Origin of the sequence: Mycolicibacterium neworleansense, from assembly GCF_001245615.1 — a bacterium.
Lineage (GTDB): Bacteria > Actinomycetota > Actinomycetes > Mycobacteriales > Mycobacteriaceae > Mycobacterium > Mycobacterium neworleansense.
Genome location: NZ_CWKH01000003.1, coordinates 1,086,296 through 1,110,725, shown reverse-complemented (window position 1 = coordinate 1,110,725; position 24,430 = coordinate 1,086,296). Strand labels below are relative to the sequence as shown.

At 65.2% G+C, this 24,430-nt stretch carries 21 protein-coding genes; 8 read left to right on the top strand and 13 right to left on the bottom strand.

From position 1 onward, the window contains the following. The first annotated feature begins 11 nt into the window (after positions 1 to 11). From BN2156_RS29805 to BN2156_RS29790, 4 genes are all read left to right on the top strand, one after another. Positions 12 to 1,031 carry a HAMP domain-containing sensor histidine kinase gene (locus tag BN2156_RS29805; protein ID WP_065460879.1) on the top strand — a complete coding sequence of 340 codons (1,020 nt, stop codon included), beginning with the start codon at positions 12 to 14 and terminating at the stop codon, positions 1,029 to 1,031. After that, positions 1,028 to 2,566, top strand: coding sequence for a DUF4153 domain-containing protein (locus BN2156_RS29800; protein ID WP_090518431.1), 1,539 nt, complete (start codon positions 1,028 to 1,030; stop codon positions 2,564 to 2,566). The genes BN2156_RS29805 and BN2156_RS29800 overlap by 4 nt, the downstream gene beginning before the upstream one ends. 65 nt (positions 2,567 to 2,631) lie before the next feature. Next, complete coding sequence (locus tag BN2156_RS29795) at positions 2,632 to 3,390, top strand: cysteine hydrolase family protein (RefSeq protein WP_090518430.1); 759 nt, start codon at positions 2,632 to 2,634, stop codon at positions 3,388 to 3,390. Beyond that, a complete protein-coding gene (locus BN2156_RS29790) occupies positions 3,390 to 4,067 on the top strand; it encodes an AmiS/UreI family transporter (protein WP_235625540.1) in 678 nt (225 codons plus the stop codon). The genes BN2156_RS29795 and BN2156_RS29790 overlap by 1 nt, the downstream gene beginning before the upstream one ends. A 49-nt stretch (positions 4,068 to 4,116) precedes the next feature. On the opposite strand, the gene BN2156_RS29785 is transcribed toward BN2156_RS29790, so the two are convergent. Both BN2156_RS29785 and BN2156_RS29780 read right to left on the bottom strand, forming a co-directional pair. Continuing rightward, entirely contained in the window at positions 4,117 to 5,376 is a 1,260-nt protein-coding gene (locus BN2156_RS29785) for a hypothetical protein (protein WP_131725218.1), read from the bottom strand. Between the two features lie 234 nt (positions 5,377 to 5,610). Further along, a complete protein-coding gene (locus BN2156_RS29780; protein ID WP_090518427.1) occupies positions 5,611 to 6,471 on the bottom strand; it encodes a helix-turn-helix domain-containing protein in 861 nt (286 codons plus the stop codon). Between the two features lie 103 nt (positions 6,472 to 6,574). On the opposite strand from BN2156_RS29780, the gene BN2156_RS29775 reads away from it, so the two are divergent. Together BN2156_RS29775 and fadA6 are read left to right on the top strand one after the other, a co-directional pair. After that, a complete protein-coding gene (locus BN2156_RS29775; RefSeq protein WP_064914035.1) occupies positions 6,575 to 7,198 on the top strand; it encodes a TetR/AcrR family transcriptional regulator in 624 nt (207 codons plus the stop codon). Then, the gene (fadA6, locus tag BN2156_RS29770) at positions 7,198 to 8,346 is read left to right on the top strand and encodes a steroid 3-ketoacyl-CoA thiolase FadA6 (protein ID WP_090518426.1); all 1,149 of its coding nucleotides are present in this window, start codon (positions 7,198 to 7,200) and stop codon (positions 8,344 to 8,346) included. The genes BN2156_RS29775 and fadA6 overlap by 1 nt, the downstream gene beginning before the upstream one ends. A 92-nt stretch (positions 8,347 to 8,438) precedes the next feature. Here fadA6 and BN2156_RS29765 read toward each other — a convergent pair whose 3' ends face one another. From BN2156_RS29765 to echA20, 10 genes are all read right to left on the bottom strand, one after another. After that, complete coding sequence (locus BN2156_RS29765) at positions 8,439 to 9,833, bottom strand: nitrate/nitrite transporter (RefSeq protein ID WP_090518425.1); 1,395 nt, start codon at positions 9,831 to 9,833, stop codon at positions 8,439 to 8,441. Between the two features lie 110 nt (positions 9,834 to 9,943). After that, positions 9,944 to 10,687, bottom strand: a complete 744-nt coding sequence (narI, locus tag BN2156_RS29760; RefSeq protein WP_090518424.1) for a respiratory nitrate reductase subunit gamma — start codon at positions 10,685 to 10,687, stop codon at positions 9,944 to 9,946. Beyond that, complete coding sequence (narJ, locus tag BN2156_RS29755; protein ID WP_090518423.1) at positions 10,684 to 11,364, bottom strand: nitrate reductase molybdenum cofactor assembly chaperone; 681 nt, start codon at positions 11,362 to 11,364, stop codon at positions 10,684 to 10,686. Before narJ ends, narI begins: the two co-directional genes overlap by 4 nt. Beyond that, positions 11,361 to 12,956: a nitrate reductase subunit beta gene (gene narH / locus BN2156_RS29750; RefSeq protein WP_090518422.1), complete on the bottom strand. Its 1,596-nt coding sequence runs from the start codon at positions 12,954 to 12,956 to the stop codon at positions 11,361 to 11,363. Before narH ends, narJ begins: the two co-directional genes overlap by 4 nt. 11 nt (positions 12,957 to 12,967) lie before the next feature. Then, positions 12,968 to 16,642 carry a nitrate reductase subunit alpha gene (locus BN2156_RS29745; protein ID WP_235625539.1) on the bottom strand — a complete coding sequence of 1,225 codons (3,675 nt, stop codon included), beginning with the start codon at positions 16,640 to 16,642 and terminating at the stop codon, positions 12,968 to 12,970. A 295-nt stretch (positions 16,643 to 16,937) separates the two neighbouring features. Continuing rightward, positions 16,938 to 17,609, bottom strand: coding sequence for a class I SAM-dependent methyltransferase (locus tag BN2156_RS29740; RefSeq protein WP_090518420.1), 672 nt, complete (start codon positions 17,607 to 17,609; stop codon positions 16,938 to 16,940). Positions 17,610 to 17,787: 178 nt separating this feature from the next. After that, complete coding sequence (gene ipdC / locus BN2156_RS29735) at positions 17,788 to 18,858, bottom strand: (3aS,4S,5R,7aS)-5-hydroxy-7a-methyl-1-oxo-octahydro-1H-indene-4-carboxyl-CoA dehydrogenase (protein WP_090518419.1); 1,071 nt, start codon at positions 18,856 to 18,858, stop codon at positions 17,788 to 17,790. A gap of 3 nt (positions 18,859 to 18,861) precedes the next feature. Continuing rightward, positions 18,862 to 19,611, bottom strand: coding sequence for a cholesterol ring-cleaving hydrolase subunit IpdB (gene ipdB / locus BN2156_RS29730; RefSeq protein ID WP_090518418.1), 750 nt, complete (start codon positions 19,609 to 19,611; stop codon positions 18,862 to 18,864). Continuing rightward, positions 19,608 to 20,495: a cholesterol ring-cleaving hydrolase subunit IpdA gene (gene ipdA / locus BN2156_RS29725; protein WP_055117846.1), complete on the bottom strand. Its 888-nt coding sequence runs from the start codon at positions 20,493 to 20,495 to the stop codon at positions 19,608 to 19,610. The genes ipdB and ipdA overlap by 4 nt, the downstream gene beginning before the upstream one ends. After that, positions 20,492 to 21,247: a (7aS)-7a-methyl-1,5-dioxo-2,3,5,6,7,7a-hexahydro-1H-indene-carboxyl-CoA hydrolase gene (echA20, locus tag BN2156_RS29720; protein ID WP_090518417.1), complete on the bottom strand. Its 756-nt coding sequence runs from the start codon at positions 21,245 to 21,247 to the stop codon at positions 20,492 to 20,494. The genes ipdA and echA20 overlap by 4 nt, the downstream gene beginning before the upstream one ends. Positions 21,248 to 21,306: 59 nt before the next feature. Here echA20 and BN2156_RS29715 point away from each other — a divergent pair, with 59 nt between their 5' ends. Both BN2156_RS29715 and BN2156_RS29710 read left to right on the top strand, forming a co-directional pair. Continuing rightward, the gene (locus BN2156_RS29715) at positions 21,307 to 22,089 is read left to right on the top strand and encodes an SDR family oxidoreductase (protein ID WP_090518416.1); all 783 of its coding nucleotides are present in this window, start codon (positions 21,307 to 21,309) and stop codon (positions 22,087 to 22,089) included. Positions 22,090 to 22,110: 21 nt separating this feature from the next. Then, a complete protein-coding gene (locus tag BN2156_RS29710) occupies positions 22,111 to 23,028 on the top strand; it encodes an SDR family oxidoreductase (RefSeq protein WP_090518415.1) in 918 nt (305 codons plus the stop codon). 64 nt (positions 23,029 to 23,092) lie between these two features. Here the strand turns inward: BN2156_RS29710 and BN2156_RS29705 are convergent, their stop codons facing one another. After that, positions 23,093 to 24,274 (bottom strand): histidine phosphatase family protein, encoded by a 1,182-nt coding sequence (locus BN2156_RS29705; RefSeq protein ID WP_235625538.1) that lies wholly within the window; start codon positions 24,272 to 24,274, stop codon positions 23,093 to 23,095. Positions 24,275 to 24,430: the final 156 nt, after the last annotated feature.

Here is a 24,430-nt window from a genome sequence, read left to right as displayed (position 1 = left end):
TCGCCGGCTGGCTGACCGAGCTGTGGGACCGGCTGCCCCGGCCGCTTGACCCATTCGCGTCGTTCAAGGTCAAGACCGGTCTGTTGGTGGGCGGAGCGATCCTGCTGGCCTCGTTCACGTTCTGGATCGGTGCGAGCTGGCAGTTCCGGTATGCGCTACTGGCGGCGCTCGCCACGTCGCTGATCCTGACGCAGTTCCTCGCCCACGGGATGACCTCACCGCTACGGCAGATGACCGCGGCCGCACGAGCCATGGCCCGCGGCGACTACAGCCTCCGGGTACGCGCCACCTCGCGCGACGAAATCGGCCAATTGGCAACGGCATTCAACCAGATGGCGACTGATCTCGAAGCTGCCGACGAGTACCGGCGCGGACTGATCGGCAACGTATCCCACGAGCTGCGAACTCCCATCACCGCACTGCAAGCGGTATTGGAGAACGTCGTCGACGGTGTGGTCGAGCCTGACGCCGCGACCATGAGGATGGCGCTGTCGCAGACCGAGCGCCTGGGGGAGCTGGTGACGAATCTGCTCGATCTGTCGCGAATCGAGGGCGGGGCGATTCCGTTGCAGATCAGCCGGTTCGACGTTGGTGAGTTTCTGCACGACGCCGTCGAGCATGTCTCCGTATCTGCCAGTGACATACCGGTCGTCATCAGGGTGTCACCGCCCGACTTGAAGGCCGTCGCCGACCCGGCGCGGTTGCGGCAGGTGGTGGTCAACCTGGTGGACAACGCCATTCGGCACAGTTCGCCCGGTGATCGCGTCACGGTGCTGGCGACGAGTCAGGTGTCGGGCCTGCGGTTGGAGGTGGCCGACCAGGGGCCGGGCATCGCGCCGGCCGAGAGGGAACGAGTCTTCCAGCGGTTCACCCGGGGAGCCACCTCCGATGGCGGCACCGGCCTGGGGCTGGCGATTGCGCGATGGGCAGTCGAGTTACACGGCGGTGTCATCGAAGTGATGGACACCGGGATGGGATGCCGGATCAGGGTCGGCATCCCCGAAATGACGACGGGGGAGGCATCGGCATGACGACTGTGGTTCCAGGGGTTCCGGCCTATCCGGGACAGCCCGTGATACCGCCACTGATCGGTCCGGCGTTGCCCAGTTCGGGCGAGCCCGGATGGACGGTGTGGCCGCGGCGGGTATGGCCGCTGGACCCGCTGGCGTCGGCGTCACGACGGCTGCTGATCCTCGCCGTGGTCGTCGGCCTGGTCGGGACGGCGGCGTGGCGACCAACCGTGCTGAGCATCGGCTACCTGGCCGTCGGGACCATGGTGTTCGGCGCGGTGTTCGGCAGCGCCGAGCGCCGGCCCACCCGCACCGAGTGGGCCGGGATGGCATTGACCCTGGCGTTGTTGGCGGTGCCCGCGCTGCTGGCGGCCGAATGGCTGGGCGTGCTGTGCGTCATGGCGGCCTGGATCGTCGGTTGGTGCACGCTTTTCGGCGGGCGCACGTGGACCGCGGTGTTCAGTGCACCGCTTCTGGCGTGGGCCCTGCCCGCCCGGGTGAGCGGGTGGGTACGAAGAGGACTGCCGAGCCGGGTGGGTGTGGCCAACCCTGGCCGCATCGCCGTCGTCATCGGCCTCACCGTGGTGTTGGCGGTCGTATTCGGCGCGTTGTTCGCCTCGGCGGACGCGGCTTTCGCGCATTTCGTCGGCAACCTGGTACCGGCTTTCGACGGCGGCGAGGCCATCGCACGTGTCGTGGTGTTCGGGATCGTGGTTTCCTTCGTCCTGGGCGGTGCCTATCTGACCAGATTCCCGCCGCGCCTGGATGCCCTGGCGCCCGCGCCGATGAAGCCGGTGCCGCGCTGGGAGTGGGCGCTCCCGCTGGGTGTGCTCGACGCGCTGTTTCTGACATTCGTGGTGGTGCAGGCCGCCGTGCTGTTCGGCGGGCATACGCACGTGCTGGAAACCGAAGGGCTGACCTACGCCGAATACGCGCGGCAGGGCTTCTGGCAGCTGCTGTGGGTGTCGGCGCTGACCCTGCTGGTGCTCGCCGTGGCGATCCGGGTGGCAGGCCGTGTCGGTGTGGCCGACCGGCGTCTGCTGCGGGGGCTGGTCGGAGTCCTGTGCGCCACTTCGGTTGTCGTGGTGATCTCGGCCATTCACCGGATGTGGCTGTACCAGCAGGCATATGGCTTCAGCACCGATCGGGTGATGGTGGTGACCATCGAACTGTGGCTCGGGGTGGTGTTTCTGCTCGTGGCCGCGACCGGGATACAAATGTCGGGGCGGTGGTTGCCGCACGCGGTGCTGGTGGCCGGGGTGGTGGCGCTGCTCGGTCTGGCGGCACTCAATCCCGAGCGGCTCGTTGCCGATCGCAACATCGATCGCTTCGAGCAGACCGGCGCGCTCGATGCCGAATACCTGTCCCGCTTGTCGTCGGACATCGATCCCGCACTGCACCGCCTGCCGGCGCACATCCGCGCCTGCGTGCGATCCGACGGCCCGCAATCGGACCCGTGGTACCTGTTCAATGTGTCACGGTCACGTGCTGACCGTCCGGTGGTGAGTGATCTGCCGGAGTATTGCTCGGAGTACTGGTCCTACGACTACCGGTAGCCCGCCCAGAATCGCGCCGATTCAAAGGCTGTCGTGCCGGCTGCCATCGGCCGAAGGTATGCCGTGTGACCGCACTCTCCGTCGAGAGCTCTTCTCGAACCACTCCGCTGGATCCGATCGCGCTCGACCCTCAGGAGCTCGGCTACCCGGCCGACAACCGCGCTGCCATCCCGCCGCTGGCCAAACAGTGGGAGGGGCTGGACTTCAGGGAGATCCTGTCCCGGCCCGCGGCGTTCCTGTCGATCAGCCAGTCCAACTCGCTGTACAAACCTGGCGGGGTTCAATACGCCGAAGGGCACGCGTACCGCGGCAGCCTCGAGGCGACCGTGAAGGTGGCCAAGGCCGCGCGCTCGGCGCCGAACTTCGTGTCGTTCAACTGGATCGGGTTCTCGGTGTTCCGCGACGATTACCCGAAGACCGATTTCGACCGGGTGCAATACGACGGCTGGACCGGCCACATCGACGCCACTCCGGAGCAGATCGCCTGGGACAACGAACTCGTGGGCGAGCTGCGTGAGCTGGTTGAGCCCGGTGACAACGAGTTGTACGAGAAGGCACTGCAGACGGCGTTCGTCGGCACCGACTTGCCCGGGGCGTTGAGCCGGCAGCGGGTGGAGGTGGTGGTGCTCACCGGAATCCACCTCGACTGGTGCGTCGAAGGCAATGCACGTGCAGCGCGCGACTACGGCCTGCTGCCCATCGTGATCGGGGATGCAACGGGTACTGCCCATCCCGACCAGGAGCGGGCAGCGTTCGAGCGCATCAACAACTTCTTCGCACCGGTGATCACCTCGGACCAGTTCGTGGAGTGGGTGGGCCGCTGATGGGAAACGTCGGGCTGCTTCTCGTCGGTGTGGCGCTGTTCGTCAACGGCCTGGTCTCGGTCGGTCTGGTCAGCGGACGCGGCGCCGCCCCGATCAACCTGTTCGTCGGTGCCGCGCAGGTTGTCCTGCCGACGCTGATTCTCGTACAGTCGAACGGCGATCCCGGCATCGTCAACGCGACCTGGCCGAGCTACCTGTTCGGATTCACCTATCTGTGGTTCGGGTTCATCCAGATCTTCGAGATCGATCCGCGCGGATTCGGTTGGTACAGCACATTCGTCGCGGCCATTGCGGCGTACTACGCGATCAAGAGTGTCGGAGCCGATCCGGTTTTCGCCGTCATCTGGGCCACGTGGGCGATCATGTGGACGCTGTTCTTCGTGCTGTTGGGGCTCGGGGTCGCCAAGGTCGGCCGGCTCGATCTGGGCCACTTCACCGGATGGTTCCTGATCCTGCTCGGCATTCCCACCTGCACTGTGTCGGCGATCCTGCTGTTGAACGGGATCTGGCCGACGTCGGTGGCGGCTGGTTCGGTGGCGTTGGTGGTGCTGTTGGCGGCCACCGCGCTGTCCGTGGTGTTGTCGCGGCGTAGTGCGGGCGGCGAGGATGTGGTCGACGTTGCGCCCGCAGGAGTTCCCGAAGGGTCGGTCGTCGGGAGCGTGCCGCAGCCGGCGTGACCATCAGACGTGACCCCTGCCCGATCGGCCGGACAGGGGTCACATCGAGTTACGAGTTGTCGCCGTCGGATTCGTTGCTTTCAGCTCGCGTCTTGCCTTCGCTTGCCTTCTTGACGCCCGCTTTCAGTCCGCTGACAGACTTCTCGATCCCGTCGCGAATATCGGTGAGGCCCTTGGTAACCTGGCTGGCGGCGGTCTCCACGGATGCGCGCAACTGCTGGGCGGGTCGGGTCGAGGTGGTGCCGGTCTTACCGGGCACTGCCTTGTTACCGGCCGAAAGATCCGTTGCACCATTGGAACTGACGGTCACCGTGGAGGCGTCGTCCTCGGTGGTGCTGTCATCGACCGTGTCGGCTTTGGACGCCGGGTCGACCGCCGCGGGCTCGTGAGCCTCGACTGTTTCGCCGCTGGCCGCGGGGAGTTCGGCGGGGGCGGTCGTGTTGAGCGACACCATTGTTCCTGACGCTACATCGGCGTTGGCCACCGACGCGGTGGCAGTGGCCGGTGGCTTGACACTGGTGAGGATGGCCCGAGGGACTCGGATCAAAAGCGTCACCAACAGGCCACCCTGAATGATGGACGTCGTGCCGCGTCTTTGAGCTTCCACTAGGCCGCCGGGAGAGTTGAGGAAGTGATCGGCGGCGTCGGCTGGAGCGTTGAGCACCGCGCCGAGCGCACCCAGCGCGTCCCCGGCCTCAACGGCGTCGACCAACTTCTGCGCGGTCATGCTGGCGGAGACGATAGGGGACCACGCCAGGTTCAGAACGGGATTGACGACGCTGAGCAGCTGTATCGGTGCAGTCAGTGAATAGCTGAGGTCCACGACGTCTTGCATGATCTGGATCGGCACCGTGAGGAAGCCCTTCAACCCGAACAGCGGGGAACTGGTTGAAATCAGCGACATCACGGTGCTTCGGAACGTCGTCACAGCCGCCTGCGGCTGTCCCGATGCCGCCTGCTCAAAGGCTGTCTGTAGCCCGGCGCTGAGGGTCGTGGCGGCCCATTGCTGCAGGCCCTCGGCGACCTGGGGGAGGCTGCCGAACAGATCGTTCCCATATGCCTGCAGCTTGGCTTGGAGCAGGTCCTGGAGTCCCTGAAACGAGTTCTGGGGAAATATCTCGATGTAGTCGCCTATCTCGGTGAGGTTCGCGGAGGTGGCCTCAAACACCTGCATCCAGCGGGTGACCGGGTCGACGAAGGTGGAGGCAGCGAGCTGCACCGAGGCCGACGAGATCGCCGGCACCTGAACGTCGGGCGGTGATGCTGTGACGGGCGATATCGCTAAGGCGCCCGTTGCAGCGAGGGCCACGGCGGCCGTTGAGAATGGGCGTAGGGCTGTGTGCATCAGAATCCCTTCGGGGACACGAGGTATCAGTGACCGGGCGAAGGTATCTGAGAATCAGCTGAGGAAACTGTCACATTCTTCGGTACTTTTCAATTCTTTGTAGAACATGTTCCACCTATTCCAATGCGCAACAATTCAGGGCGGGACGACACGCAGCGGCGTGTACGAGGAGACCCTGGATTTTGCCTGGATTTGGTGCTACTTAGCCGATTGGCGGTACGCGCGGGGTGAGACGCCGACGCGACGGCCGAACGTGGAAGCAAAGTGACTCGGGTTCGAAAAACCCACCGCTGTGCCGATTTCTGTGATCGATAACGATGTTGTCATCAGCAGTGTCTTGGCCTTCTCGATCCGGCGATTCAGCAGGAACTGGTAGGGCGTGGTGTGAAAGGCCAGACGGAAGGCCTTGATGAACGCGTCGACTGGCATCTGGGCAAGCCGCGCGAGGGACTCCAGATTTATCTCGGTATCCAAACTGTCGCTGAGGAACTCGACGATGGCCGACTGGGTGACGGGGTCCAGCGTGTGCCGCTCGTCCCGCTTTCGTCGCCGGCCGACCGTATGTGTATCGATGATCAGCAACCGCAGCGTCTCCGCTGCCGATTCGGTCAGCAACTGCGCGATGGTGTCCTCGCGACCGGCGACGCTGCTGATCTCCTCGACCAGGTGATGGATCAGTGGATTCTTGTACTTGACTCGCGGGATCAATGCTGGATCACCGATGGCACGACCCGGGATGGCGATCTCGCAGTATCCTGCTGTGTCGCCTTGCATCAGGACCGATGAGGCCACGCCTGCCGGCCTCCACCAGATGTCTCCGGGGCTGGGTGGTACCCGGCCGGACGGCCCCCAGTCGATCAACGTCTCCATCGAGCGAATGGCTCCATGCCGGTACACGTACAACCAGTGGTTGTCGTCATCGACTCCACACCAATCGGTGGGGGCGGAGATCTGCTCGGTGACGAATGTGAAGGCGAGCCCGCGAGCAGCAACGACATCCTCTTTCAGGATGGTGCGAGGGGTCATGGGCCGATCACCGTCCCACGGCTTCAACGGCATGCGCGGGATTGTATTCATCTCAGATGCCCGGGCGCCGCCGTTTTGGGACAGGTTTTCCATGCCATGTGTGACCTAGCAAGCGCTTGGTTGCTATGCTGTGTTGATGGAGGCGGATACCCCTGCCCAGCCGGCAAGCAGACGCGACGAGCTTCTCGACCTTGCCGCAACGATGTTTGCCGAGCGCGGCCTGAAGGCGACGACGGTCCGCGATATCGCCGACTCCGCAGGCATTTTGTCCGGCAGCCTCTACCACCACTTCAAGTCCAAAGAGCAGATGGTCGAAGAGGTGCTCAAGGACTTTCTGGACTGGCTTTTCGCCCGCTACCAGCAGATTCTGGACACTGAGACCACACCGCTGGGTCGGCTCACGGGCCTGTTCATGGCCTCGTTCGAGGCGATCGAACACCGGCATGCCCAGGTGGTCATCTACCAGGACGAGGCCAAGCGACTGTCGGCCATCCCGCAGTTCGGCTTCGTCGACGAGCGCAACCGCGAACAGCGCAAGATGTGGATAGACATCCTGCAGCAGGGCATCACCGACGGCTCGTTCCGTCAGGACATCGACGTCGACCTGGTCTACCGGTTCATCCGCGACACCACCTGGGTTTCGGTTCGCTGGTATCAACCGGGCGGACCGCTCTCGGCCGAAGAGGTCGGCCGGCAATACCTCGCCATCGTCCTCGGCGGAATCACCGCCGGGAACGCGACTGTCAAAGGAGACCAGTAATGCCTGAGGCTTACATCGTCGACGCGGTGCGTACGCCGGTCGGCAAGAAGAACGGCTCGCTGGCGCAGGTGCACCCGATCGACCTCGGCGTGCACGCGTTCCGCGCCATCTTCGACCGCAATGACGTCGATCCGGGTGCCGTTGACGACGTCATCGTCGGCTGCGTGGACGCCATCGGCGGACAGGCCGGCAACATCGGCCGGCTGACCTGGCTGGCCGCGGGCTACCCCGAAGCCGTCCCCGGCGTGACCGTCGACCGGCAGTGCGGCTCCAGCCAGCAGGCCATCTCCTTCGGCGCCCAGGCCATCATGTCCGGCACCGCTGACCTGATCCTGGCCGGCGGCATGCAGAACATGAGCTGGATCCCGATCTCGTCGGCCATGGTGGTCGGCAAGGAGTTCGGATTCACCTCGCCCACAAACGAATCCAAGAACTGGCTGCACCGCTATGGCGATCAGGAGATCTCGCAGTTCCGCGGTTCGGAGCTGATCGCCGAGAAGTGGGACATCTCCCGCGAGGAGATGGAGGAGTTCGCCTACAACAGCCATCAGCGCGCATTCGCCGCGATCCGGGCCGGGCACTTCGACAACGAGATCATTCCGGTCGGTGACTTCGGTGTCGATGAGGGTCCGCGCGAGTCGACGCTGGAGAAGCTGGCCTCGCTCAAGCCGTTGGTCGAGGGCGGGCGCCTGACCGCTGCCCTGGCGAGCCAGATCTCCGATGGTGCGGCGGCGGTGCTGCTGGCCTCGGAGGAAGCCGTCAACAAGTACAACCTGAAGCCCCGCGCCCGTATCCACCACATCAGCGCGCGTGGCGACGATCCGGTCATGATGCTGACCGGCCCGATCCCGGCCACCCAGTACGCACTGGAGAAGACGGGTCTGTCGATAGACGACATCGACACCGTCGAGATCAACGAGGCGTTCGCGCCCGTCGTGCTGGCCTGGCTCAAGGAGACCAAGGCCGATCCGGCCAAGGTCAACCCGAGTGGCGGCGCCATCGCCCTCGGCCACCCGCTGGGGGCCACCGGCGCCAAGCTGTTCACCACGATGCTCAACACCCTGGAGCGCACGGGCGGCCGCTATGGCCTGCAGACCATGTGCGAGGGTGGCGGCACCGCCAACGTCACCATCATCGAGCGCCTCTGATCCCACTGCGGGAGTTCATCCCGCGAGCAGACAGAACTGCCCCTTTTCGCAGGAAAAGGGGCAGTTTTCTGTCTGCTCGGCAGAGAGCGGCGTCAGGCGGGGACGCTGTCGAGCATCGAGGGTGTGTACCGCCGTGCGGTGGGGGTGCGGACGTACCGGAACCAAGTCAGTGCCATGGCCAACGCGTAGAACGCCAGGAAGATCCAGAACGCCGTCGTGGCCGACCCGCTGGAAAGGTAGGACTGACGCAACGCCAGGTTGATACCCACCCCGCCGAGCGCGCCCACTGCGCCGGCGAAGCCGATCAGAGCGCCCGACATCGCCCGTGACCACTGCTGCTTATCGGCTTCGCTGCCGATGAGCGACCGGCTCCGGGCCTCGAAGATCGACGGGATCATCTTGTACACCGATCCGTTGCCGATACCCGAGAGCACAAACAGCGCAACGAAACCCGCGACGAATCCGATCATCGTGGCAGTTCCGACAGGGCCGCCGGTGTGGTCATGATAGGTCGATACTGCGATCAGGAGCGCCCCGGCGAGGATCATCCCGCCGAACGCCACGGTGGTGACGCGTCCACCACCGACCCGGTCGGCCAACTTACCGCCGGAGACCCGGGCGAGCGACCCGAGCAGCGGTCCGATGAAGGCGATTTGTGCGGCATGCAACGCGGCCTCCGCGGGATTCTGCCCGCCTGTGACGAAGTTGATCTGCAGCACCTGGCCAAAGGCGAACGAGAACCCGATGAATGAACCGAAGGTGCCGATGTAGAGCAGTGCGATCACCCACGTGTCGCGAACCGACAGAATGGAACGCATTGCGGTGGTGTCGATCTGATGCTGCTCGAGGTTGTCCATGAACAGCGCAGCGCCGATCGCCGCTACCGCCAACAACACCAGATAGACGGCGCACACCCAGTAGGGGGATCGGTTGCCCGCGGTAGCGATGACCAGCAGGCCGACCAACTGGAGCACCGGCACCCCGATGTTGCCGCCACCCGCGTTGAGCCCCAGTGCCCAGCCCTTGAGCCGTTGCGGATAGAAGGCGTTGATGTTGGTCATCGACGAGGCGAAGTTGCCGCCGCCGAAGCCGCCGACGGCCGCACACAGCAGATACGGCCACAGCGGCAGGCCCGGATTGGCCAACAGCCACATGGTGCCCAACGTGGGGATCAGCAGCACGAAAGCCGAGAACACCGTCCAGTTACGCCCGCCGAATTTCGCGGTGGCCAGGGTGTAGGGCACGCGCAGGCAGCCACCCACCAGGGTGGCGGTCGCGCCGAGCAGGAACTTGTCTCCGGCGGAGAAGCCGTACACGTCTTCGGGCATGAACAGCACCATGACCGACCACATGGTCCACACCGAGAACCCGACATGCTCGGCGACCACCGACCAGAACAGGTTTCGTCGGGCGATGTACTTGTTTTTGGCCTCCCAGGCCACGGTGTCTTCGGGATCCCAGTCGGTGATCGTACGTGATCGGAGCATGTTGCAAACCTAGGAATTACTTGTTGCCCGGAAGCTGCGTGCCGTGTCCGAGCCGTGAATATCTGCTCACCCGGAGACGAATTCCGTTGTGAGAAAGATGTTTACGTCGATCACACCCAACGGCTGCGCGGTGGCGGGGCCTGCGGCGTCACCCACGCCTTGGCGTAGCGGTTCTTGCCCGCGCGCTGCGGATCACGGCTGCGGTAGATCACGTAGGGACGCACCAGGTACCCGATCGGCGCACTGAACATGTGCACCAACCGCGTGTACGGCCAGACGCCGAGCAGGGCCAGCACGATCAGGACATGCGCCTGGAACGTCCACGGCGTTTCGGCCATCAGCTGCGGCGCCGGATGCAGCGTGAACAAGCTGCGGAACCACGGTGAGACGGTTTCGCGGTAGTTGTAGGTCGAGAAGACGTTGGTCAAAGTGTTCAGCATTCCGGTCGCCAGTGCGCCGACCAGCAGCAGATACATCACCTTGTCGTTGAACGTGGTTGCGGTGCGCACCTCCGGCACCGTGACCCGGCGGTAGAGCAGGATGGCCACGCCGGCGACGACGGCCACTCCGGCCAGTGAGCCCATGCTCACCGACATCAGGTGGTAGACGTGTTCGGAGATCCCGACTGCGGCAGTCCACGACTCCGGGATCAACAATCCGACGACATGCCCGGCAAGCACACCGAGGATGCCGAAGTGGAACAACGGGCTGCCCAGCCGCAGCAGCCTGCTCTCGTAGATCTGCGAAGACCGTGTGGTCCAACCGAACTGGTCGGCCTTGTAGCGCCAGACGTGCCCGAGCAGGAATGAGGTGAAGGCGATGTACGGCAGGGTCATCCACAGCACGTTGCTCATATGGTTCCTCCTGACGACATCGGATCCATCGCGAACGGGTCGAGACCGACATCCTCGTCCGGCGGACCCTCGGCGGCGAGCTGTGCGATACGGCGCCGGTCGGCACTGTTCACCGGCGGCAACGTGGCCAGGACGGCGGCCAGCAACCCGGTGTAGTAGGACTCGTTGTCCTGCAGGGAAAGTCGCAGCAGTTCGAGCACCGGGACGTGCTCGGCCAGTAGGCGCTCACCTTGGACTTGATCGACCGTGGCGGCGAACTCGAGCACCATGGGCAGGTAGTCGGGCAGCTCGGAATTCTCCAAGTCGCCTACCTCCAGGCCCGCCTGGCGGTAGGCATGCTTGAACCGCAGCAGCGCCATGCCCCGCTTGCGGGTGTCGCCGTAGGCGTAGTAGGTCAGGTGCAGGCTGCTGCGACGTTGCATGTCGAACGTCTCGACATAGTTCGACGCACGCCGCATGGGATCTGTTTCGTTGAACTGACGCAGGAACTCGGTGAGCGGCACCCGAGCCGACTCCGGCAGTTCCGTTGTCGCCGCGGTGAGTTGGTCGACGAGATCGGCCGTCTCGGCAGTCGGGTAGTCGAGCAACAGCGCGGCGATGCGCCACACCAGACGCTGCTGGCGCTCGGACAGGGCAGAACCCGTGCCTGTCCTGCGACCGAGGGTGAGTAGCTTCATGTGGTCGGTAACAACCCGTCTGTGCTCCGGCCGTCCCAGTTGAGCAGGTTGACCCGGGTCGGATCGCCCTGCGGAACAGCGTCATTGGTGTGCGTCAGGTGGAACTTGTCCACCATGGTGTCGAATGCGGTCATACCGGGACCGCCGTCGCCGTCCAGGCTGCAGCCGGTGGCCAGCGCGTCGAGGCGGTGGGCATCGGAGCCGGCACCGGTGGGGATGACATACCTGTCCTGGTATTTGGCGATCGCCAGCAGCCGGTACATCGCCTCGATCTCGTCGCCGCTCAACCGCACCGATTCCGGGATGGTCTCGTCGAACTCCTCACCGAGGTTGGCTGCCCGCATGTACGCCCGCATCGCCGCGAGCCGCTGCAGGGCGGCCCGGACCGGCCCCACCTCACCCGCGGTGAACAACTCGGCGAGGTACTCGACCGGGATGCGCAGTGTGTCGATCGCGCCGAACAGGTTGTTCTTGTTCTCTCCGTCGTGGCCGGTCTCCTTGAGGATGTCCACCACCGGCGACAGCGGCGGCACGTACCAGACCATCGGCATCGTCCGGTACTCCGGATGCAGGGGCAGGGCCACCTGATAGTCGACGATCAGCCGGTACACCGGTGAATTCTGCGCCGCTTCAATCCATTCGGGCGAGATCCCGGCTCGTTCGGCCTCCGCCACCACGCGTGGGTCATGCGGGTTGAGGAACACCCCGAGCTGTGACGGGTAGAGGTCCTTGTCGTCGGTGACCGAGGCCGCCTCCAGCACCGCGTCCGCGTCGTAGAGCATCACCCCGATGTAGCGGAGCCGCCCCACGCAGGTCTCCGAACACACCGTGGGGATTCCGACCTCGACGCGCGGGTAGCAGAACGTGCACTTCTCGGCCTTGCCGGTCTTGTGGTTGAAGTAGATCTTCTTGTAGGGGCAGCCGGTGACGCATTGGCGCCAGCCCCGGCACTTGTCCTGATCCACCAAGACGATGCCGTCTTCTGAGCGCTTGTAGATCGCTCCCGATGGGCAGGACGCCGCGCAGGCCGGGTTGAGGCAGTGCTCGCAGATGCGCGGCAGGTAGAACATGAAGGTCTGCTCGAACTCGAGCTTGACCTTGTCAGAGATTTCAGCCACCTTGGCCAGCAACGGGTCCCGGCTCACCTGCTCCGGACCGCCGCCAAGGTCGTCGTCCCAGTTGGCGCCCCAGGTGACCTTGGTGTCGCGTCCGGTGATCAGCGACTTGGGGCGCGCCACCGGTGTGGTGTCCATGGCCGGCGCCGACAGCAGGTTCTCGTAGTCGTAGGTCCACGGGTCGTAGTAGTCCGACACCGTGGGCAGGTCAGGATTGGCGAAGATGTTCAGCAGACGTTTGAACCGCGATCCGGACTTGAGGGTGAGCTTGCCGCGCTTGTTCAGCGTCCAGCCGCCCTTCCACTTCTCCTGATCCTGGTACTGACGTGGATAGCCTTGGCCGGGACGGGTTTCCACGTTGTTGAACCACACGTACTCCACACCGCTGCGGTTCGTCCATGCCTGCTTGCACGTGACGCTGCAGGTGTGGCAACCGATGCACTTGTCGAGGTTCATCACCATCGCGAGCTGCGCCATGACTCTCATCGTCAGTACTCCACATCCTGCGAGCGGCGACGAATCGTGGTGACCTCATCGCGTTGGTTTCCGGTGGGCCCGTGGTAATTCAGGGCGAAGGATTGCTGTGCGTACCCGCCGATCAGGTGCGTCGGCTTGATCATGATCCGGGTCAGCGCATTGTGGATGCCGCCGCGTTTGCCGTTCTTCTCGGTGCGCGGCACGTCGACGGCCTTGTCCTGGGCGTGGTACATGAACACCAGCCCCTCGGGCATGCGGTGGCTGACGATGGCCCGGGCATTCACCACGCCGTTGCGGTTGGTGCACTCGATCCAGTCGTTGTCCTTGACCCCGATCTTGGCGGCGTCCACGTCCGACATCCAGATGCATTGGCCGCCGCGGGACAGCGTCAGCATGTACAGGTTGTCCTGGTACGCAGAGTGAATCGACCACTTCGAGTGCGGCGTCAGGTACCGCACGGTGATTCCTCCGCTGGTATCCCCGACGGCAGGTTCGTTGAAGAGTGCCGTCATGTCCAGCGGCGGCCGGAACGTGGGCAGTTGCTCGCCGAGCTCACTCATCCAGTCGTGGTCCAGATAGAAGTGCTGGCGGCCGGTCAGCGTGTGCCACGGCTTGAGCCGCTCGGTGTTGATGGTGAAGGGGGAGTAGCGCCGGCCACCGGTCTCCGAACCCGACCATTCCGGTGAGGTGTTGACCGGAACCGGCCGGGCCTGGGTGTCGGCGAAGGTGATCCGCTTACCCTCGCTCTCCTTGGCCAGGTCGACCAGTTCGGTTCCGGTGCGACGTTCCAGCGCCTCGAAGCCCTCGACGGCCAGACGCCCGTTCGTGGTGCCCGACAACGCCAAGATGGCCTCGGCGGCGTGGATGTCCTTGGCCAGCGAGGGGCGTCCGATCGCGACACCGCTGACCACCGCGCCGTTGACGCCGCGCAGGTACTCGACCTCGGCGTCGGGATGAGTGGTGACGCCTTTGGTGGTGAGGCCCACGGTTTCCACCATCGGCCCGAGCGCAGCCATCTTCTCGGCAATGGCCGGATAGTCGCGGTCCACCATCACCAGCCGGGGCATGGTCTTGCCGGGAATCGGTTCGCACTCACCGGCTTTCCAATCCAGCACGCGGCCACCGGGCTGCGCGGTGGCGTCGGCGCTGTCGTGCTGCAGCGGCATGGCCACGATGTCCTTGCGCTTGCCGAGGTGCTTCTCGGCCAGCCAGGAGAACCCGCGCGCGATGCGGTGGAACGCCTCGAAGTCGGTCTTGGTCTCCCACGGCGGCGAGATGGCCGGTGAGAAGGCGTGGACGAACGGGTGCATGTCCGTGCTGGACAGGTCGTGCTTCTCGTACCAGGTGGCCGCGGGCAGCACGATGTCGGAGAACAGGGTCGTACTGGTGTTGCGGAAGTCCAGGGACAGCAGCAGATCCAGCTTGCCCACCGGGGCCTCGTCGCGCCAGCGCACCTCCTGGGGACGGATGCCTTCCTCGTCGCGCGCGGCCACCGCGGAGTCGGTGCCCAGCAGGTGTTTGAGGAAGTACTCGTTGCCCTTGGCCGAGGAGCCGAGCAGATTCGACCGCCACACCGTCAGGCAGCGCGGGAAGTTCTCCGGGGCGTCGGGGTCTTCGCAGGCGAACTGCAGATGGCCCGACTTCAGCCCGTCCACAACGTAGCTGGCGGCATCTTTGTCGAGGCGGGCGGCCTCGTCGGCCAGATCCAGCGGGTTGCGGTTGAACGTGGGGTAACTCGGCATCCAGCCGAGCCGGCTGGCCAGGGCGATGTTGTCGGCGGCGGTGCGGCCCGCGAACTTACCCTCGGCCAGCGGTGAGGCCATCACCTCCGAGGTGAACGGGTCATAGCGCCACTGGTTGGTCGCCAGGTACCAGAACACGGTGCCCTGCATCTGCCGTGGTGGCCGCTGCCAGTCCAGGCCGAACGCCAGTGTCGCCCAACCGGTGACCGGCCGGCACTTCTCCTGGCCGACGTAGTGCGCCCAGCCGCCACCGTTGACGCCCTGGCAGCCGGTGAGCATGACCAGCGAAAGGAATGACCGGTAGATCTGATCGGAGTGGAACCAGTGGTTGGTGCCCGCGCCCATCAAAATCATCGACCGTCCCTTGGAACGTTCGGCATTGTCGGCGAACTCGCGGGCGATGCGCTCGGCAGCTTGGGCGGGCACACCGGTGATCTCTTCCTGCCAGGCCGGCGTGTAGGGCTCGGACGCATCGTCGTATCCGGCCGGCCACTGCCCGGGCAGCCCGTCGCGCGCTACCCCGTACTGGGCCAGCATCAGGTCGAAGACCGTCGTCACCCGGTGTCCGGCAACGATTCTGGTAGGCACGCCGCGTTCGAGGACGCCCGGCTTGTCGCTGTCGAACCGGGGAAGGCCCACGGTCGCGGTGTCGTCGTTGTTGCCGTGCAGGGTCAGCATCGGGTGGACACCCTGCAGGTCGAGGTTCCAATGCCCCTCACCGGATGCGGTGAAGCGGTGCCCGAGTGAGCCATTCGGCACCACCGGCCGCCCGGCCTGGTCCAAGAGAACCGTTTTGGATTCGGCGGCTTCGGTTTCGGCGTACTCGCCCCCCAGATCGGCCGCGGTGAGGAACTTCCCGGGCAGCACTCGCCCGTCGTGTTCGACGAGGGTGACCAGGAACGGCAGGTCGGTGTACTTCTTGACGTAGTCGGTGAAGTACGGCGTCTGCCGCTCGACGAAGAACTCCTTGAGGATGACGTGCCCCATCGCCATCGCGAGAGCGGCATCGGTACCGGGCCGGGCCGGCAGCCATTCGTCGGCGAACTTGGTGTTGTCGGCGTAGTCCGGCGACACCACGACCACCTTCTGGCCGCGGTAGCGGGCCTCGGTCATGTAGTGGGCGTCAGGCGTTCGTGTGACGGGGACGTTGGAGCCCCACATGATCAGGTAGCCCGCGTCGAACCAGTCGGCCGATTCGGGCACATCGGTCTGGTCACCGAACACCTGCGGGGAGGCCACCGGCAGGTCGGCGTACCAGTCGTAGAACGACAGCATCGACCCGCCGAGCAGCGAGATGAACCGGGCCCCCACGGCGTGGCTCACCATCGACATCGCCGGAATGGGTGAGAACCCGGCCACGCGGTCCGGCCCGTACTTCTTGACCGTGTGGACATGGGCGGCGGCGGCGATCTCCGCGGCCTCCCACCATTCGGCACGGACGAATCCGCCCTTGCCGCGGGCGGCCTTGTACCGCTTCGACTTTTCCGGATCCTCGACAATGTCGGCCCAGGCGAGCACGGGGTCCTTGAGTCGTTCCTTGGCCTCGCGGTAGTACTCCAGCAGTACTCCGCGCACGTATGGATAGCGGACGCGTGCAGGGGAGTACGTGTACCAGGAGAACGAGGCACCGCGCGGGCATCCGCGCGGTTCGTACTCGGGCTTGTCGGCGCCGACCGAAGGGTAGTCGGTCTGCTGCGACTCCCACGTGATCACGCCGTCTTTGACGTAGATCTTCCACGAGCAGGATCCGGTGCAGTTGACGCCGTGGGTCGACCGCACCACCTTGTCGTGCGCCCACCGGTCCCGATAGAAATCGTCAGCCGAGCGGCCGCCGACCTTGTGCAGGGTCCGCTGATCGGTGGAGATCTCGCCGCGGTGGAAGTACTTACCCAGGCGCAGCAACGCATCAGCCGGTGCTGCGCTGCCGGTATGTGAATCGACCACGGTCCGTCCCTCCAGGTGGGTTGATTTACGAGCGTAGGAGGGTTGCGGAGGCCGTCAAAAGAACGCACTGGGGGTTGGTCAGCGCTGTGAAATCGCGTTAACGCGCAAGTTATTTCGCGGGAACGCGGTAGTCATATCGAGATCCGGCGACGACGTGCTGAACCGTGCCTTCACCTGCGGCGATCGTCAAATCATCGGCCGACGTACGGCATCTGGCCACGCTGGGATCGGGCGGTTCACACCGCCCGCGGGCCCGATGATTTATCACCGCGGTAACAATCTGCCGCCGGCTTGCTCAGCCCGGTTTCGTCCAGCAGATCGTGTGCCGGAAGGCCAGCCGCCGGCGCATCTGGGCGCCCGGCAGGATGCGGTCGACCATCGTTCGAAGCTCATCGAAGCTGAATTGAGGATCGCGGACCGGGAACGGCGGCGGTACCGGACCTCCGCGTACCGGGCGGGGATGCTTGACCAGGCCGATGAGCGGGTTGGTCACCGCGGACGCCACATCCCACGCGGTGTCACGGACCGAGACGGGGGCGGCCAGCCCGACAACCAGAAACCGTCCGCCGGGTGCCAGCAACCGTCGGACGTCGGTCAGCGCCTGCTCGGCATCGAGGTGGTGCAGTACCGCGATCATGGTGACCAGATCGACCGGTCCGTCGAGCTGGGCGAGTCGGCTGTCGTCGATGGTGACGTTGTCCAGCCCGGCGCAGCGCCGGGCCGCCTGTGTGCGCATGTCTTCATCGACATCAGTGCCATGGACCTGGGTGAACCGTGCGGCCAGCCGGGCCACCAGGGCGCCCTGCCCGCATCCGACATCGATCGCCGTGCCGCGATGTGCGGGCAGGTTCGTCAGGATCCAGCGGTGGAAGTGATCGTTGTGACTCCAGGGATGCCTGCTGTTGAAGGCGTGTAATCCCTGGACGGCCCGGCGGACCAGTGGATGCTCGATGAGACGGATGTCCATACATCCACTGTGCCGTGGGCCGCCATAGTGGCTATCGAGTTGTGGCCAGGCGGCGACGACGCCAGCCCGCGATCGCCCGTGCGGTGGATGCGGCGACGCTCACCAACTCCGCGACCAGACACAGAATCGTCCTTTTCAGATGCGAAAAGGACGATTCTGTGTCTGCTCGGCAGGAAAGTTACTGGATGTAACCCGAGGCCGACTGCAGGTGGGTGACGGCGTCGTCGACGATCTTCTCGACCAGCTCGGCACACGAGGGCAGGTCGCTGATGATGCCGGCCACCTGACCGGAGGCCAGCACGCCGGCGTCGGTATTGCCCTCCACCAGACCGGCCTTGAGCAGCATCGGGGTGTTGGCCGCCATCACGACCTGCGACCAGGTGAGCTCCTTGCCGTGCCGCATGGCCAGGCCGTCCTTGACCATCGACAGCCACGTCATTCCCGAGAGCTTCTTGAACTTCTGGGCGTTGCCGACCGCGGCGGCGAAACCGCGTGCCCGCGAACCGCTCTCCAGTTTTTCCACCAGGCCGGTGCGCAGCACCCGGTGCGGCATGCCGTCCACGCGGGTGGAGACCACGGTGCCGTCCAGCGCGGCCTGCAGGTAGCGCTCCTTGACCGCGTCGGGCACGGTGGAATCCGAGGTCAGCAGGAACCGCGTTCCCATCGCCACGCCCGCCGCACCGTAGGACAGTGCGGCGGCCAGGCCACGGCCGTCGAAGAAACCGCCGGCGGCGATCACCGGCATGCCGGTGTCCTTGACCGCATCGAGCACCGAGGGCAGCAGCAGCGTCGTGGCGACCGGACCGGTGTGCCCACCGCCCTCACCGCCTTGCACGATCACCGCGTCGGCACCCCAGCCGGCCACCTTCTTGGCGTGCTTGGCCGCACCCACCGACGGGATCACCACGACGCCTGCGTCTTTGAGCTTGGCGATCAACTCGGGCTTGGGAGCTAGAGCGAAGGAGGCGACTTTGACTCCTTCGCGGATCAGGAGGTCGACGCGCGCACCGGCATCGCCCGCATCGGCACGCATGTTGATGCCGAAGGGTTTGTCGGTGGCGGCCTTGACCTTGGTCACGGCGGTCTGCAGCTCCTCGAGCGTCATGGTTGCTGACGCCAGGATGCCCAGCCCGCCGGCATTGGAGGTTGCGGCGACCAGTCGTGCACCGGCCACCCAGCCCATTCCCGTCTGCACGACGGGATGCTCGATGCCGACCAGTTCGGTCAGCGGAGTCTTGAGCTTGCCCATTCTTTAGACCTTGACTTCTTTGTCGCGCAGCGACTTCGGATCGATGACCTCGCGCAGCAGCTTGAGTTCCTCGTCGGTGGCCAGCCGGGTGGTCTCGGCCTCCTGCAGGCCGTGCACCTCGAACGAGGTGTTGTCGGCGACCTGCTGAGCCTCGACACCAGGGTGCAGCGATACCGCGCGCATCTGGTGGTCAGGGCCGTTGAAGTCGAACACGCCCAGGTTGGACACCACCCGGTAGATGTTGGCGAAGCGGTAGGCCGGATTCTCCGGATCGACCTTGTCCCAGCCGATTCCGGAGACGATGTCCACCGACTCGCAGAACACCCGCTTGGAGTGGTTGCCCACGAAGTAGCTGGTGGTGTGGTTGATGCTGTTGCCGGGGGCGCCGCGGACGCCGAACATCTGCCGGGTCGGCTGTTGGATCGGACCGAACGCCGAGAGGTTCTGGTTGCCGTAGCGGTCGATCTGATTGGCGCCCATCACCACATGGCGCTTGCCCCAGGCCAGGGTCTCGAAGACCCGGTTGAACGGCATCCAGCCCTCGACGGTGAACGGGGCGCCGATCGCCGGGGTGTCGGCCAGGATCCGGGCCTCACCGTCGGTCAGCAGGATGTCGGGGGAGAAGGTCAGCCGGGCCAGCCGTGCCCCGATCTGGACGACAGTGGTCATCGGGCTGGCCATGATCTCGCCGGCGTCACGGAACAGTTCGGCGCAGGCGACGGCGCACACCTCAGCGCGGGTCACGGCAATCACTTGCTGGCCTCCTGATCTTCCTTGAACTTCCGAACGGCTGCCTGGTAATCGGCCTCGCTGCCGGACAGATAGGTCTTGACGAACTCGGCCCAGGTCTCGTCGGAGCCTGCGGCCTCTGCGTAGTGGCGCTGGAACTTCTCGTCGCGCCGGTAATCGGGCTCGTTGGTGGTGAAGTGGGCGCCGTTGGGAGCCTCCACCACCGAGTCGACCATCATGCGGTTGATCAGCAGGGCCTGCGTCGGAACGGCCTTGACCAGTTCCTCGGTGGAGACCACGCGCTCGACCGACAGGAAGCGGCGCTGGGCCGACATCAAGAACAGGTCGTCGAAGTACGGGTCGATACCGGTGTAGGCAGCATTGCCCTGGGCGTCACCGAGGTTCATGTGCACGAAGGCCGCGTCGAGGTTCAGCGCCGGCATCGCGATCAGCTCTTCGTAGGCGCCGTCGGTCTCATACGGCGACTTCACGGTCTTGAGCTCGTCGCCCCAGAAGGCGCGGACGTCGCTGCCGAGTCCGGCGCGGATCGGCAGGAACGGCAGCCGCTGGGCGGCAGCCTGCAGGCCGCAACGCAGCATGCCCTCGTCCATCTCGCGGGCCTCGATCGCACCGGTGGTGCGGGCCTTGGCGAACCACGGGTCATAGAAGGGCGGCGAATCCAGCGAAACGAAGCCGTAGTAGACGCGCTTGACCTTGCCGGCCGAGCAGAGCAGGCCCAGGTCCGGGCCGCCGTAGGTGACGACGGTCAGGTCTTTGACGTCGGTGCGCAGCAGGGCGCGGACGAAGGCCATCGGCTTGCGCCGTGAGCCCCAGCCGCCGATGCCGATGGTCATGCCGCTTTCGATCGAGGCGACCGCCTCGTCGAGAGTCGTTCGCTTGTCTGTCATTTCGATCCCTTGTCAGTTCCGGCGAAGGCGTCGCGGTGCTCGTCGGACACACCGGACAGGTTGAGTTCGAAGGTGAAGCCCTGCTCCATGCGGTACCGCGCGTTGACGGGCTGCACGTCGATGAAGTTCAGCGCCTCCTTGGCGGCCCGGATCACCCGGGTGTCCTTGCTGGCGATGTCGCGGGCGACGCGCAGGGCGGCCTCGTCGAGGTCCTCGCGGGGCACGACCTCGTGAACCGAACCGAAGTGGTGCAGGGTTTCGGCGGGAACGGTGGCGGCGGTGAAGAACAGCCGGCGCATCAGGTGTTGGGGAACCAGGCGGGACAGGTGGGTGGCCGCCCCGAGGGCGCCGCGCTCCACCTCGGGCAGGCCGAACTTGGCGTCATCGGAGGCGACGATCACGTCGGCGTTGCCGACCAGGCCGATGCCGCCGCCCACGCAGAATCCGTTGACCGCCGCGACGACGGGGACCTCGCACTCGTACACGGACTTGAACGCGTGGTAGCAGCCACGGTTGGCGTCGATCAGTGCGGTGAAGCCCTCGGTGTTCTGCATTTCCTTGATGTCTACGCCGGCGTTGAAGCCGCGGCCCTCGGCTCGCAGGATCACCACGTGGGTGCTGCGGTCGCGGCCCGCCGCGGTGATCGCATCGCCGAGTTCGAACCAGCCCGCCGACGGGATGGCGTTGACGGGCGGGTAGTTGACGGTGACCGAGACGATGCCCGGTTCGACTGTCTTGGTGGTGATCGTCATCAATCCACTTCCTGAAGGGGTCGCTACCTAAGCAAGCACTTGCTTGGTACGCTAGCACAGTGACAGATACGCCAGAAGTCGGCGCCATCAATTTGGGTTTGACCGGCAAGGTGGTCCTGGTGACCGGCGGAGTGCGAGGGGTTGGCGCTGGAATCAGCGCGGTTTTTGCCGGTCAGGGCGCCACTGTGGTGACCTGCGCACGCCGCCCGGTCGAGGGACTGCCCTACGAATTCCGCAGCTGCGATGTCCGTGATGACGAATCGGTGGCGGGGCTGATCGACGCCATCGTGGCCAAGCACGGCCGGCTGGACGTCGTGGTGAACAACGCCGGCGGTTCGCCATATGTGGCCGCCGCCGACGCGTCGGCCAAGTTCAGCACCAAGATCATCGAGCTCAACCTGCTCGGTCCGCTCTCGGTCTCCCAGCACGCCAACGCGGTGATGCAGAAGCAGGAAACCGGCGGCGTGATCGTCAACATCTCCAGCGTCAGCGCACACCGTCCGACCCCGGGCACCGCCGCCTATGGTGCGGCCAAGGCCGGCATCGACAACCTGACGACCACCCTGGCCGTGGAATGGGCACCCAAGGTGCGGGTGAACTCGGTGGTGGTCGGCATGGTGGAGACCGAACAGTCCGAACTGTTCTACGGCGACGCCGAGTCGATCGCTGCCATCTCGCGGAATGTGCCGCTGGGACGGCTTGCCAAACCAGCCGACATCGGTTGGGCCACAGCATTTCTGGCCTCGGATGCCGCCTCGTACGTCAGCGGCGCGTCGTTGGAGGTGCACGGTGGCGGCGAGCCGCCGCACTACCTGTCCACCACGACCGCCGACATCAAGTAATTCGGAAAAGGAGACACAGCTATGGGATTGCTCGACGGCCGCGTGGTCATCGTGACGGGCGCCGGTGGCGGCATCGGGCGTGAGCACGCGCTCGCGTTCGCCGCCGAAGGTGCCCGCGTCGTGGTCAACGACATCGGAGTCGGCCTGGACGGTTCGCCGGCCGGTGGCGGCAGTGCCGCGCAGAACGTGGTCGACGAGATCGTCGCCGCCGGAGGCGAAGCCGTTGCCAACGGTTCCAACGTCGCCGACTGGGGCCAGGCCGAGGCGCTGATCCAGAACGCCATAGATAGTTTTGGCGACCTTCACGTTCTCGTCAACAACGCAGGCATCGTGCGCGACCGCATGTTCGCCAACGCCACCGAAGAGGAATTCGACGCCGTCACCGCAGTGCACCTCAAAGGGCACTTCGCCACCATGAAGCACGCCGCGGCGTACTGGCGGGCCAAGGTGAAGAGCGGAGAAACCGGCCCCGACCAGCTTCAAGCCCGCATCATCAACACCAGCTCCGGCGCCGGCCTGCAGGGCAGTGTCGGCCAGGCCACCTACAGCGCCTCCAAGGCCGGCATCGCCGCGCTGACGCTGGTGGCCGCGGCGGAGATGGGCCGCTACGGCGTCACCGTGAACGGCATCGCGCCCTCGGCGCGCACCAGGATGACCGAGACCGTGTTCGCCGAGATGATGTCCACCCAGGACCAGGCCTTCGATGCCATGGCCGCGGAAAACATCTCGCCGCTCGTGGTGTGGCTGGGCAGCGTCGAGTCGCGTGACGTCACCGGCAAGATGTTCGAGATCGAGGGTGGCAAGATCCGGATCGCCGAGGGCTGGGCCCACGGTCCCCAGATTGACAAGGGCGCGAAGTGGGATCCGGCCGAGCTGGGCCCCGTCGTCAAGGACCTGCTGGCCCAGGCTCGCCCCGCGGTTCCCGTGTACGGCGCTTAGTTCTCTGGTCCAGCAAAGGCCCCCGAAATCACCGGATTTCGGGGGCCTGAGCGTCTGTTGGCGGTTAAGCGGCGTCCTTTTCTTCAGCAGGCTTGGCCGCACCGCTGGTGGCCTTCTTCACCGCATCGCCGAGCTTCTTGAACGACGACGAAACCTGGTCCTGGGCATCCCTGACGGTGGTGCGGACCTGCTCGCCGGTACGGCCGAGCGATTTCGTGACGCCCGACAGGGCCTTGTTGCCGTCGGACAGATGCGTCGCACCACGGGGCTTGACGACGCTGCCCAGGGCGGCCTTGACCTTCGATTTCACTGGGGTTTCTGCCGAGGAATTCGCGGTGGTCTTGCTTGTCGCCGTGGGTGTTTCGGCAACGGCCTCCGGTGCTGCCGTGGACACCTTGTGCTTCAGATCCTCGGTGCTGGCCTGGAACGCAGCGGTGGTCCGCTTGATGATCTCGGCGTTGATCGCGCGACCGAACTTGGTCACGGAGAAGCTGGCGTCGGCCAGACTGCGGTTGATCGCGGTGGCGATGGTGGCCGGATCACGGGAGGCGAAGGATTCCACGACGCCATCGGCGGCCTGCTGCAACTGCCTTGACAGGGTGCGCAGCTGACGGAAGGCCTCGACCCGGAACGGGGTTTCCGGGCCGATCTCGGTGCCGTTCCAGTTGACGACGCGCCAGCCGTCCTCGGGGTTGCCCTCGACCACCACGTAACCGGTATTTCGCAGCGGGTTGGTCATCAGCCACATCGGGTCCGCATTTTCGGCATTCAGGAAAACCCAGAACATGATCGCACCGCCGTGCGAAAATGCGGCGACATTCCGGTCACCGTTGTCGTACATCGTCTGAATTGCGCCATCCATGCGGGCATCGAATTCCCGACCGTTGATGGAGCCGGGAATCCGGGCGTCCAGATCGCCCTGCAGCCATTTCAGCGGAGCCTGCAGATAACCCTTGACTGCATCGGATTCAGGAGTGCCCTCGTAGATTCCCGCCTCGATTTCCTGCAGGCCGGGAAGAACCTGGATCGGCAGGCCGAGATATTCCGCCATCGGTGCTGCGGTCAGTTGGGTCCGGACCATCGTCGAGGCGTAGATCGCGTCATAGTTGTTGTCGCCGAGCACCTTTACGATGTCTCGCGCCTGTTGTCGGCCCTTCTCGGTGAGCACGGGACCTGGGACCGAGGAGTCGGCGACATTCGCCGCATTGGCCGTCGATTCACCGTGGCGGATGAACGTGAGGCGCATGACTTCCGCCGCGTGGGCGACGGGAATGGCTAGAAGAAATGACAGGAACAACATTCCTATTCCTGCAATCGTCGCTCGGATACCCGAGCGTCTGAAACAACTCATCTTGCTGCGTTCCTCCAATCGTTGTGTGCAGGTGGAGCGAAATGAGCGTAT